Annotated in this window: 11 protein-coding genes; 5 read left to right on the top strand and 6 right to left on the bottom strand. The window is 63.1% G+C overall.

From position 1 onward, the window contains the following. Positions 1-12 precede the first annotated feature (12 nt). Together J0F76_RS06915 and J0F76_RS06910 are read right to left on the bottom strand one after the other, a co-directional pair. Positions 13-696, bottom strand: a complete 684-nt coding sequence (locus J0F76_RS06915; RefSeq protein WP_207467177.1) for a helix-turn-helix domain-containing protein — start codon at positions 694-696, stop codon at positions 13-15. A gap of 495 nt (positions 697-1,191) precedes the next feature. Further along, complete coding sequence (locus tag J0F76_RS06910) at positions 1,192-1,689, bottom strand: TSUP family transporter (protein ID WP_207467175.1); 498 nt, start codon at positions 1,687-1,689, stop codon at positions 1,192-1,194. A gap of 81 nt (positions 1,690-1,770) precedes the next feature. Here J0F76_RS06910 and J0F76_RS06905 point away from each other — a divergent pair, with 81 nt between their 5' ends. The 4 genes from J0F76_RS06905 to gdhA all read left to right on the top strand — a co-directional run bounded on the left by J0F76_RS06905 (position 1,771) and on the right by gdhA (position 5,532). Next, the gene (locus J0F76_RS06905; protein WP_207467173.1) at positions 1,771-2,445 is read left to right on the top strand and encodes a FadR/GntR family transcriptional regulator; all 675 of its coding nucleotides are present in this window, start codon (positions 1,771-1,773) and stop codon (positions 2,443-2,445) included. A 97-nt stretch (positions 2,446-2,542) separates the two neighbouring features. After that, positions 2,543-3,523, top strand: coding sequence for a BMP family protein (locus J0F76_RS06900; protein WP_207467171.1), 981 nt, complete (start codon positions 2,543-2,545; stop codon positions 3,521-3,523). Between the two features lie 48 nt (positions 3,524-3,571). Next, positions 3,572-4,081: an AmiS/UreI family transporter gene (locus tag J0F76_RS06895; RefSeq protein ID WP_207467169.1), complete on the top strand. Its 510-nt coding sequence runs from the start codon at positions 3,572-3,574 to the stop codon at positions 4,079-4,081. Positions 4,082-4,170: 89 nt separating this feature from the next. Further along, positions 4,171-5,532 carry an NADP-specific glutamate dehydrogenase gene (gene gdhA / locus J0F76_RS06890; RefSeq protein WP_207467167.1) on the top strand — a complete coding sequence of 454 codons (1,362 nt, stop codon included), beginning with the start codon at positions 4,171-4,173 and terminating at the stop codon, positions 5,530-5,532. A gap of 65 nt (positions 5,533-5,597) precedes the next feature. Here gdhA and J0F76_RS06885 read toward each other — a convergent pair whose 3' ends face one another. Together J0F76_RS06885 and J0F76_RS06880 are read right to left on the bottom strand one after the other, a co-directional pair. After that, entirely contained in the window at positions 5,598-6,926 is a 1,329-nt protein-coding gene (locus tag J0F76_RS06885; RefSeq protein ID WP_242690040.1) for an MFS transporter, read from the bottom strand. 132 nt (positions 6,927-7,058) lie between these two features. Further along, complete coding sequence (locus J0F76_RS06880) at positions 7,059-8,297, bottom strand: aminopeptidase P family protein (RefSeq protein ID WP_207467165.1); 1,239 nt, start codon at positions 8,295-8,297, stop codon at positions 7,059-7,061. A gap of 105 nt (positions 8,298-8,402) precedes the next feature. On the opposite strand from J0F76_RS06880, the gene J0F76_RS06875 reads away from it, so the two are divergent. Further along, entirely contained in the window at positions 8,403-9,359 is a 957-nt protein-coding gene (locus J0F76_RS06875) for a LysR family transcriptional regulator (protein ID WP_207467163.1), read from the top strand. Here the strand turns inward: J0F76_RS06875 and J0F76_RS06870 are convergent. Both J0F76_RS06870 and J0F76_RS06865 read right to left on the bottom strand, forming a co-directional pair. Next, on the bottom strand, positions 9,309-10,553 hold the full coding sequence (locus J0F76_RS06870) for an amidohydrolase (protein ID WP_207467161.1): 1,245 nt from the start codon (positions 10,551-10,553) through the stop codon (positions 9,309-9,311). The two genes, J0F76_RS06875 and J0F76_RS06870, sit on opposite strands and share 51 nt — an antisense overlap. Before the next feature lie 112 nt (positions 10,554-10,665). Further along, positions 10,666-11,673, bottom strand: coding sequence for a bile acid:sodium symporter family protein (locus J0F76_RS06865; protein ID WP_207467159.1), 1,008 nt, complete (start codon positions 11,671-11,673; stop codon positions 10,666-10,668). Between the last annotated feature and the right edge of the window lie 230 nt (positions 11,674-11,903).

Raw genomic sequence — 11,903 nt, 5'->3', positions numbered from 1 at the left:
AGGCAGGCGGCATCAAAGCCAGACTTCGCACTTCCTGATCAGTTCCGCCCGGTTGGCCGCCTGAAGCGACAACCGGGCATTGCGCAACTGGTTCTCGACCGTCCTGGGCGACTTGCCCAAGGCCTCGGCGATCTCGTGATAGTCAAGGCCGTCCGCCACAAGGCGGATGACGTCCAGTTCCGAATCGCTCGGCCGCCGCATATCGGCCAGCGACCGGGACCGATCGCTCCAATGCTTGCTGAGCATCACGATCGGTCCGAAGAAGTCCTTCGCGAACAAGAATGTCTTTTCCTGTTCGGATGCCGACCAGACATGAGGGTGGGTCGTGAAATCCAGGCACATCATGCCGACGGGCCGGCCCAGGAAGTCCAGTTGCTGGAACAGGATCGACTTGCTTTCGATCGAGGTGAACTCCTCCCTCACGTCGCGAAGTTTCGGATCAAGATCGACCGCATCACAGGTGACGGGTTTCCTGCAGCTCCAGGCCTTGCGGAACACGGCAGCCCTGTTGGAATACCGGGCGTCATTGCACCGGGGCGGATCGGTGGACTGATTGTAGTTGACCAGCAGGGGAGTGTATGTCTCGTCCGAGGGCGCGGCGAAGCCGAAATCCGCCCTGCAGACCTGGATGGTGTCAATCAGGTAATCCAGCGCGACGGCCGTGACGGCGGCCGGATCCTCCATGTCCAGGATCATGTGCGCAACGCAATTCATTTCCGAAGGCCGTCGGTCCCGCCGGAAACCATCCAGGAAGGTCTTTTTGAGAAGCTTGCGGGAAGGAGGGTGGGAAAGAAAGTTCTCCATCGCGTATCAACCTTGCTGCCTGGCTGGGTTTACGTTGCCCGTGAAAACCTGCTGACTGGGGATGGTCTGCTTTGTTACAATGCCAGCGTGACGGCGGCTGAAGCGGTCGGCGCAATGAAGCGATCCTATCGCGCGTCGGGCCGCTGGATCAAGCGCCGGCTCTGCCCGCATCCGCCCTCCTGTTTTCCGGAACGGATGACGGGCCGGTCCCCGCAGGATCCAGGACGCATATCGTCATGCCGCACAATGGATACAAGCCATCGCTGACTTTTCGTCCTGCCCGGCAGAGTGGCCCGTGCATCCATCAATCCCCGCAAGGGAACGACGGCCTTGAGCGACCGGCAAGTCGTCTTTTCGGACAGTTGCAGGCGGTGCCGCCGTGCGGCGTCAGCGTAGGAAGAAGGCCATCGTTATGGCGGCGCAGATAACGGTGATGAACAGGCGCAGCAGGTCGATCCGGCTGATCCGGCGGCTGATCCGCGCCCCGGCATAGCCGCCGGCCGCAGCACTGGTCGCCAGAACCGCCGCCTGCTGCCAAGCGATCAGCCCCGCCACAACGAAGGCTGCGGACGACACCAGCGACAGCAGCGCCGATAGCACATTCTTCAACCCGTTCATGCTGTGCAGGTTGGTATATCCGATCAGCCTGAAGGCGGCCAGCAGCATGATCCCCAGACCGCCGTTGAAATAGCCGCCATAGATCGACACGGCTAGGATCACGGTCGCCGACAGTCCCTGCCCGGCGGCCCCGACCCCGCGCTTGCGGATCGCCGCCATGAGGGCGGGACCGGCCGCGAACAGCACGGTGGACGCCAGCAGGAGCCAGGGCACTATGGCCAGAAACGTGTCGCCCGGCGTCACGATCAGCAGCAACAGTTCAACCATGATGCGCCCCTTTCCATGATGGGCGGCGCATGGCACAAGCGGGCATTGGTCCACAAATTGGTCTGCACCCGGAAGGAACGGATGCGTCAGGCAGAGATCAGGGCGGCCCTTGACGACATGGTCGGCGCGCTGTTGCCCGGCGACCGCCTGCCCGCCGAACGCGACCTGGCCCGCGATCTTGGGTGCAGCAGGCAGACCCTGCGAGCAGGCCTTGCGGCGCTGCAACGCGACGGGCTGATCTGGCGCCATGTCGGGCAAGGCACCTTTGCCGGACCGGCGCCGCGCGGCCGGGCGGCGCGGGGCGCAATGCTTCCCGCCGATGCTTCGCCTGCCGATCTGATCCGCGCCCGCCTGCTTGTGGAACCCCTCATAGCCGCCGAGGCCGCCAGGCGCGCGGATGCCACGGACATCGCCGATCTGCACCGGCTGGTTCAGGCCGGCCGCCGCGCGCAGCGCATCGCCGATTGCGAACGGGTGGACAGCGACTTTCACCATGCGATCGCGCGCATGACGCGCAATCCTGCCGTGGTCGGGGTGATGGCCTGGCTGACGGACGCGCGTCGCCATGCCCCATGGCAGCGGGGTTGGGATCGCAGCTATCGCCGGCTTGCGGCGGCAACGTTCCAGACCGCTCACAGCGATCAGCACCAGCGGATCGTGGACGCAATCGCAGCCGGTCACGACACCGTTGCCTTTGATGCGATGACCCGGCATCTGGAGGAAATCGGGACCGCGTTCCAGACACTGTCTTTGTAGCACGCGATTTTAAACTGCCCGAATATTCAGCATGGGCAAGTTCTGGATAACCCCGCCAGACGCTTTGCCTTACTCAAGGGCAACCGAGGGAAATGCCATGCACAAGTCCGCAACACTCTGCCTCCTGCTGATGACGGGCGGTGCCGCATTCGCGCAAGGCGGCGATCTGGATATCGCCATGCTGCTGCCCGGCAGGATCGACGACAACGGCTTCATGGAGGCGGGCTACAACGGCCTGCTACGCATCCAGAGGGAGTTCGGCGCCAAGATTTCCCATGTTGACGGCATCAAGCCCGAGCGTGACCTTTTGGCCGCAGCCTTGCGCGAACTGGCGGAACGCAAGCCCGACATGGTCATCGCCCATGGCGGCCAGAACAGCGAGGCGGCCCAGATCGTCGCGGCGGAATATTCCGATATCCGCTTTGTCGTCGTCCAGGGCCATGTCACCGGCCCGAACCTGTCCAGCTATGAAGTCCTGCAGGAGGAAAGCGCTTGGCTGGCTGGCGCCGCGGCGGGCCTGTTGACCGAAACTGACGTGGTGGGCCATATCTCGGGCATCCGGGTGGCGCCGGGGCTGAAGGGACGCGGGGCGTTCTATCACGGGCTGATGCATACCAATCCTGAAGCGCGGTTTCTGACGATCTTTGCGGGCGACCAGGACGACAACGCCCTGTCTCAGCGCGTCGCCACCGCCCAGATCGAAGAAGGCGCTGACATCATCTTCACCATGCTGAACGCCGGTCGCAGCGGTGCGACCGAGGCGATGCGTGGCACGAAGACCCGCCAGATCGGCAACGTGATCGACTGGACCGCCGTCGAGCCGGGCATCTTCGTGGCCTCGGCCCTGGCCGATGTGGGCATCCCCGGCGTCGAGGCCGTGCGCGACCTTGCCGATGGCCAATGGCAGGCCGGCACGGTCAAGGCGATCGGCCTGGAAAACCCGGCGGCGGTGTCGCTGGCCCTGTCGCCCGACGTTCCAGCGGATGTGCGGGCCGAAATCGACGGCTTGCGCGACCAGATTGTTGCGGACCGCATCACGGTCGCCACGGATTACGACGGGCCCGAACTGGCTCCGTGATCACCGGGTCTGGCCCATGTTTTCCTTCAACCTCTTTCCCAAAGATCCATGTTGCTGCCCCTTTCACTTCTTTTCGTCGGCGCGGTCCTGACGCTCAACGGCCTGTGGATGCTGAAGCGCATCTCGGACAAGGAGATCGTGATCATCAACCTTGCCGTGGCCGTCATCACCGGGACCGTGGCCCTGATGGGCATGGCCGAGGCCAGCACGCCAGTGAGTGTCAAGGCTGCGGCGCTGACGCTGCTGTTCACCCTTACCTACCTTTGGGTCGCGGTGAACCGGCTGACGGGATCGGACGGGCGGGGGCTTGGCTGGTTCAGCCTGTTCGTGGCCATTTCGGTCCTGCCGGAAGCCGTGGCAACGCTGCGCCATGCCCCGGACGCGATGACCGTCTGGCTGGGCTGCTGCTGGGCGTGCTGGGCGGGCCTGTGGTCTCTGAACTTTCTGGTGCTTGCTCTGGAAAGGCCGCTGGAGCGCGCAACTGCTATCGCCACCTTGGCAAGCGGCATCCTCACTGCATGGATGCCTGCCCTGACGATGCTGTACGACGCAGCGTAAGGTTATTGCACACGATTTGGGCAGCATCCCTTTCATATGCCTTTTCAACAGACTATCCATGCCTGCAAGACAAGCGGAGAGCAAGAATAATGGGACAGATCGACGACAAGCTTGAAGGTATCTTCGACGAGGTGATCCGCCGCAACACTGGCGAGGCCGAGTTTCATCAGGCCGTGCGCGAGGTGCTGGAAAGCCTAGGCCGCGTGGTGGCGAAGCATCCCGAATACCTCGACAAGGCGCTGATCGAACGCATCTGCGAACCCGAACGCCAGATCATCTTCCGCGTGCCGTGGACGGACGACAACAATCAGGTCAATATCAACCGCGGTTTCCGCGTGCAGTTCAACTCGGCTATGGGGCCCTACAAGGGCGGGTTGCGGTTCCACCCGTCGGTGAATGTCGGGATCATCAAGTTCCTGGGCTTCGAGCAGACCTTCAAGAACGCCCTGACCGGCCTGCCCATCGGCGGCGGCAAGGGTGGTTCGGATTTCGACCCCAAGGGCCGCTCGGACGCCGAGGTGATGCGCTTTTGCCAAAGCTTCATGACCGAACTCTACCGGCATCTGGGCGAATACACCGACGTGCCCGCAGGCGATATCGGCGTTGGAGCCCGCGAGATCGGCTATATGTTCGGACAGTACAAGCGGCTGACCAACCGCTACGAGGCCGGCGTGCTGACCGGCAAGGGGCTGTTCTACGGCGGATCGCTGGCCCGCAAGGAGGCCACTGGCTATGGCAACACCTATTTCACCCGCGCCATGCTGCAGACCGGGAGCGAGGATTTCGACGGCAAGACGGTGGTCGTGTCGGGTTCGGGCAACGTGGCGATCTATTCCATCGAGAAGGTGCAATCCTATGGCGGCAAGGTTGTCGCCTGTTCCGACAGCAGCGGCTATGTCGTGGATGAGAGCGGGCTGGACCTCGACCTGATCAAGGAGATCAAGGAAGTCCGGCGCGGCCGCGTTTCGGAATACCTGCGCCTGAAGGGCGATGGCAACGGCGTTTACTTTGTCAAGGCGGGCGAAGGGTCGATCTGGGACGTGCCCTGCCAGGTCGCCATGCCGTCGGCCACGCAGAACGAACTGACCGGCAAGGACGCCAAGACGTTGATCAGGAACGGCGTGCAGGCGGTCGGCGAAGGCGCCAACATGCCCTCGACCCCCGAGGCGATCCGAGCCTTCCAGCAGGCAGGCGTCAAGTTTGGGCCGGGCAAGGCCGCCAATGCGGGCGGGGTCGCGACCTCGGCGCTTGAGATGCAGCAGAACGCCTCTCGCGACCGCTGGACGTTCGAGAAGACCGAGGCCAAGCTTGCCGAAATCATGCGGGACATCCACGACAGCTGCCACGAAACGGCCGAGGAGTACGGCGTACCGGGCGATTACGTCACGGGCGCCAACATCGCGGGCTTTATTCGTGTGGCCGAGCCGATGCGGGCCTTTGGAGTGATCTGACACTACGGCGCAGCAGACAAAAAAGGCGGCCTTGGGGCCGCCTTATGCGTGGAATAAGGGTCGGCTCAGTCTTCCAATGGTCTGCCAGCGGTTTCACGGCAGGACAGCATGGCGATCAAGCCGACAACCGCCGCCGCTACCAGGAACCAGGCGGGTGCGGCTTTGCTGCCTGTGACCGAAATCAGCCAGGTGGCGATAAAAGGCGCGGTGCCGCCGAACAGGGCGTTGGCTGTGTTGAAGCTGAAGGCAAAGCCGGAGTAACGCACGCGCGTCGGGAAGATCTCGGTCAAGAAGCAGGGCAGGGTGCCGTCGTTCACGGTCAGCAGGGCGCCGAAGATCACCTGGATCAGCACGATCATCCAGAAGGTCGCGCCGTCAAGCATGCCGAACAGCGGCACCGTCAGGACCATGAACAGGACCGAAGCAGTAATCAGTGCCGTCTTGCGCCCGAAGCGGTCAGAAAGCGTGCCCATCAGGAAGATCAGGAAGATATAGGCGAACAGCGCGATGCTGTTGGCCAGGAACGAGGCGGACTCATTCATTCCCATTTCAGTGATCAGATAGGTCGGCATATAGCTGAGGATCAGGTAGAAGCCGACGGCGTTGAGGCAGGTCACGCCGAAGGCGCGGATGACCGGCTTGCGATAGGTGGTGAATAGTTCCCGTGTCGGGGTCGCCTCGACGTGGTGTTGCGATTCCAGTTCGCGGAACTTGGGCGTGTCCTCCAGCTTCAGGCGGATATAAAGACCCACAAGACCCATCGGGAACGCCAGAAGCAGCGGCAGGCGCCAGCCCCAACTTTGCAGTTGCGCGGTATCCAGCAGCGAAAACAGCAGGGCCGAGATCAGCGATCCCGCCAGCAGGCCTGCGGCGGTGCTGGCAGGGACCATGCTGGTGTAGAAGCCGCGCTTTTCGGGCGGGGCGTATTCGGCCAGGAATGATGCCGCCCCCGCATATTCACCGGATGCGGAAAAGCCCTGCACCATGCGCAGGACCAGCAGCAGGATCGGCGCGGCGAACCCAATCTGCGCATAGCCGGGAAGAAACGCGATCAGGGTCGTTGCGCCCGACATGATCAGGATGGACCAGGACAAGGCAGTTTTCCGACCGATGCGATCGCCGATGCTGCCCCAGACGATCCCTCCGATCGGACGGATGATGAAGGAAATCGCGAAGACCGCAAAGGTCGCCAGAAGCGCGGCGGACGGAGCAATCTCGGGGAAGAACACCACCGCGATCACGGTAGCGAAATAGCCGTAGGACGCGTAGTCGAACCATTCGACGAAATTGCCGATGAAGCTGGCGGTCAGGACCCTGCGCAGGACGGCGGGCGTGGCCCCGTCATCTGCCAGGGTGTCCGGACCCGCCGCGGCGGGGATGGTCATGGCGGTCATGGTTTCCTCCCATGTGGACCGATGATGGCATGTGTCATCGTTGCCGGCCTGACCCTCCCGGTCCGCCGGACGGCTTTCGCATGTCGCCAAAAGCGAAACCGGCGGGATTTGCACCCCGCCGGTTTGTTCCTGTCAGGCCGCCTTAGCCTTGCCCGTGTTCTTGACGATCAGGTGTTCCGGCCCGTAGGGGAAGCCGGTGATGTTGCGGTTGCCGCTGTCCTCGATCACCAGGATGTCGTGTTCGCGATAGCCGCCGGCACCGGGCTGGCCCTCGGGGATGGTGATCATCGGCTCCATGCTGACGACCATGCCCGGCTCCAGCACCGTGTCGCAATCCTCCCGCAGTTCCAGGCCAGCCTCGCGGCCATAGTAATGCGACAGGACGCCGAAGCTGTGGCCGTAGCCGAAGCTGCGGTATTGCAGCAGGTCGGCGGCGGCATACATCTCGTTCAGTTCGGCGGCGATGTCCGAACATTTCGCGCCGGGCACCAGCAGTTCCTTGCCGCGGTCATGCACATCGCAGTTGAACTGCCACAGGCGGATGTGTTCGTCGCTGGCTTCCTCGGCGAACAGGGTGCGTTCAAGGGCGACGTAATAGCCCGCGACCATCGGGAAGCAGTTCAGCGACAGGATGTCGCCGCGCTGGATCCTGCGCGAGGTGACGGGGTTGTGGGCGCCGTCGGTGTTGATGCCGGACTGGAACCAGGTCCAGGTGTCCAGCAGTTCGGCCTCGGGCCAGGTCCGGGCGATCTCGCGCACCATCGTGGCGGTGGAGTGCAGCGCCACCTCGTGCTCGGGCACGCCCACGGCGGTGGCCTCCACGCAGGCCGCGCCGCCGACATCGGCGATGCGGGCCATCTCGGTGATATGGGCGATCTCCTCGGCCGACTTGATCATGCGCAGGCGCATGGCGGGGGCGGCGATGTCCACGAACTCGACGGCAGGGAACTCGGACTTCAGCAGGGCCAGCAGGTCGATGCTGACATGGTCGAACTCGATCCCGATGCGACGCGCCTTGCCGATGATCTGGCGGATGGCGTGGAAGTAGTTGTCCTTCTGCCAGTCCGTATAGGTCAGGTTGCGCCCGCCGAAGGTCCGGCGCCACGGCTGGCCGCCATCGATGCCGGCGCTGATCGAGGTGGCGTGGTCCTGGTCGACAAAGAAGCCATAGCGTCGGCCGAACTGGCAATACATGAAGTCGGCATAATAGTTGATGTTGTGATAGGACGTGAACAGCGCCGCATCGACATTGGTGTCGGCCATGTGCTTGCGGATCGCAGCTAGCCGCCGCTGCATTTCGGCGTCCGAGAAGGTGCCCTTGGCCTTGTCGCCGTTGTTGACGAAGTCCTGAAGTCGTTCGCGCTCAGTCATCGATTCCTCCTGATATGATATTTCCTGAAACATGCACGCAGGGTTTCCGGCGGTCAAAAGAGCAATTATAAAGGATATATTAGGTTTTCTCATGTAAGGCGACCGATGTCCCAGCCACCCCTGAATGCCCTACGCGTCTTCGAGGCGGTCGCCCGCACTGGCAGCTTTCGGGCGGCGGCCGAAAGCCTGTGCGTCACGCAATCCGCGGTCAGCCACCAGATCAAGCACCTGGAAGACTGGCTGGGCGTGTCCTTGTTCGATCGTAACGGGCGGGCTCCGAGGCTTTTGCCGCGGGGTGCCGCCCTGGCGCGCGACCTGACGACAGCATTCGACGGCATAGACGGCGCCTGCCGCCGCGCGCGGCCTTCATCCTATGATGGAGCGGTGGTGGTGGCGGCCATTCCGTCCGTGGCGGTCTGCTGGCTGATTCCCCGCCTGCCGCGCTTCCGGGCCTTGCACCCAGAGATCCAACTGCGGGTGATCTATGCCCACCACGGCCACGAGATCGACGTCGCAACAACCGACGTGGCGTTCATCTTCGCCGACGCGCCTCCTCTATCGGAGGGCACCTTGACCGAACCGTTTCTGTCCGGGCGCAGCGTTCCGGTCGCCAGCCCCGTCCTTGTCGGCACGGCTTCGGTCGAACTTTCAGCCCCGTGGCTGCTGCGAACGGGGCTGTTGCACGACACTGACCTGTCGGGCTGGCAAACTTGGCTGGGGCGTGCGGGGTCGGATGTTCCCGACCGGCTGCCTGGGGCAATCTTCGAGGATTTCAACCTGCTGCGCGCCGCAGCCCTGGCCGGGCAGGGGGTGGCGCTGTGCTCGCTGGCGATGATCGGGCCGGACCTAGCCGAAGGACGCCTGGTGCAGTTGTCGGACATGTCGGTTCTGGAGGAGTATGACTATTACCTGATTCAGTCCAGCCTTACCCCGCGCGACGCGGGGCGGCGCAAGGCACGCGAGGCGTTCCTGTCCTGGATCAGGCAGGAACAGGCCCGCGCGCCGGCCATCTCAGAGCGCATCCGACGGGATGGGGAACGCAGCCTCATGCCAGACGGCTAGGGGGGCAGCCCGTTCCGGCCCGATCAGCTGTTTCAGGATGGCAGCGTAGATCTTCACTCCTATGGGGATCAGTTCGTCGGGGAAATCGTAGTTCGGATTGTGAAGGGCCGGCCTGTTCTCACCTGCGCCAAGCAGCATGATCGCCGCCTTGGCGCTGCGACCAAACTGGCCGAAATCCTCGGATGCCCGCATGGGCAGCAGTCCCGTGCTGCACGAGACTGCTGCTTCATCCATTGCCTTGCGGACAAGGGCGGTGGCGTCCGGATCGTTTTCGGTGGTGGCGAAGACGTCGGCGTAGCCGATCTCCAGATCCAGCCCTTCCCGATGTGCGACGTCCCGGGCCAAGGCCTCGGCCCGTTCAACCAGGCTGGACATCGCGGCGTCGGTCAGCGTCCTCAAGGTGGCAAACAGCGTGGCGGCGCCGGGGGAAACACCGAAGGCGGGCGCACCCATCTGTGCATGGGTCACCGTCACCAGCGAAAAACCAGGATGGCCGGTGGGGGTGCCGGCCGGGCTGCCCAGTGCGGTCAACCCCGGCATGATGCGAGAGATCGCCGCCATTGGCGAGAGCCCCGCTTCCGGCTGAGAGGCGTGAGCGGTCCTGCCCGTGAGGCGCAGCGTCATCCCGCGCGAGGCGCAGCAGACCGGACCGTCCTTGATCAACACCTGACCGAAGGGAATGCCCGGCATGTTGTGGATCGCGAAGGCGTAATCCGTTGCCAGGGCGTCAAAGGCCGGGTCGTTCATCACCGCAAGCGCGCCCGAGCCGTCCTCCTCGGCGGGTTGGAACATCAGGACCACCGCACCAGAGGCGGGGCGCCGTTGTCCCAAGATACGGGCCATTCCGGCAAGAATGGCCATGTGGCCGTCATGCCCACACTGATGCCCCTTGCCCGGCGAGGTGGATCGGTGGGGCACATCAGCCAGATCCTCGATCGGCAGGCCGTCCAGTTCGCAACGCAGCAGCACCCGCGGTCCGGGCGTGCCGCTGTCATAGATCACGGCGACGCCATGCCCCCCGATGCCCGTGATGATGCGGTCCGGCCCGGTTTTCGCCAGGAACTCTGCAACCGATGCGGCCGTGCGCTTCTCTTGTCCCGAAAGCTCGGGATGGCTGTGCAGGTTGCGCCGCCATTCGATCAGTTCTGCAACGTCGGTACTCGAGAGCAATGGGAAATCCGCAGTTCTGGTCATCAGGACGCCTCCACACGTCCGGCATGAAGCACGATCACTTGCATGCTGTCCACTTACCTGGGTCACGACCTCAAGGACACAAGCAACACGGCATTTTGGTGTCCATGTTGGATCAGGCCGCCTGATCCAGCGGAGACGAGGCGATGCGGTCTGCATATCGCCGCGCCAGAACCGCACCCACCATGATCTGGATCTGGTTATAGAGCATGATTGGAAGGACGATCATGCCGAAGCCGGGGGCGCCCGCAAACAACACCTGCGCCAGCGGCAGCCCCGAGGCCAGGCTTTTCTTCGAGCCGCAGAAAACCGCTGCAATCTCGTCTGCACGGGACAGGCCTAGATAGCGTGCGCCCCTGGTGGTAAAGCCGATCACGACAAGCAGGATCAGAAGACACAGCCCGCCCGTCAGCAGCAGGCCGCTGATCGGCAGAACCTGCCACAGTCCCGCAGTGACCGACTGCGAAAAGGCCGAATAGATGATCAGCACGATCACCCACTGGTCATAGTTCGAAAGCCATCTGCCGTTGCGCTGCAGGACAGGACCGATCAAGCTGTGGGCAAGCTGGCCCAATCCGAAAGGCAGCAGCAGCTGCAGGCACACATCATGCAGGGTCTGGCCCAGATCCATCGTCCCACTTGCTGCCGGTCCGATCAGCATGCTCATCAGCAGGGGTGTCAGCAGCAGGCCAAACACATTCGATCCCGCCGAATTGCACACTGCCGCTGGCACGTTGCCCTTTGCCATCGCCGTATAGGCGATCGAGGACGAAACCGCCGAAGGCAGCACGCCCAGATAGATGAAGCCCAAGGCAAGGTCTGCCGGCAGGACCAGATCCGGCAACAGCCGCAAAGGCAGGACAATTGTAGGAAAGACGACGAACGTCGTTGCCAGAATGAACAGGTGCAGCTTCCACTGCTTCAAGCCGTCCAGGATGGTGCGGGGCGACAAGGCGGCCCCATGGAGAAAGAACAGCATGGCAACGGCTGCTGTTCCCAAGCCGTCAACAGAAACGGCCGCCGCATTCGTAGCCGGAGCAAAAGTAGCCAGAACGACCGCGGCAATCATCAACAGCAGAAAAGGGTCAATTTTCATAATTATGGCCTTTGCCCTACAGAACAACTTCCTGACTGGCTGGCACGCTTACGAGAGAAGCGGATTGGCCTGCAAATTGGTCTGTTTTTGCAAGTTCGGCTGCTCTCGGCGTTTGGGAGAACGCGGCACCTGTAGTGTGGATACCTTGCTCGCCCACGCTCTCAAGGCGCTGCAGTTGACCACATTCCTGCAGCACCATCAGAAGCTGACCAGGCAAGGCAAGTCGACGTGATCCCCAAAACCGCCGAGGCTGCTCT

The sequence above is a fragment of the Paracoccus fontiphilus genome, assembly GCF_017356265.1.
Taxonomy (GTDB): Bacteria; Pseudomonadota; Alphaproteobacteria; order Rhodobacterales; family Rhodobacteraceae; genus Paracoccus; species Paracoccus fontiphilus.
The sequence above is the reverse complement of the archived record's forward strand: the minus strand, read 5'-3'. Positions and strand labels throughout refer to the sequence as shown.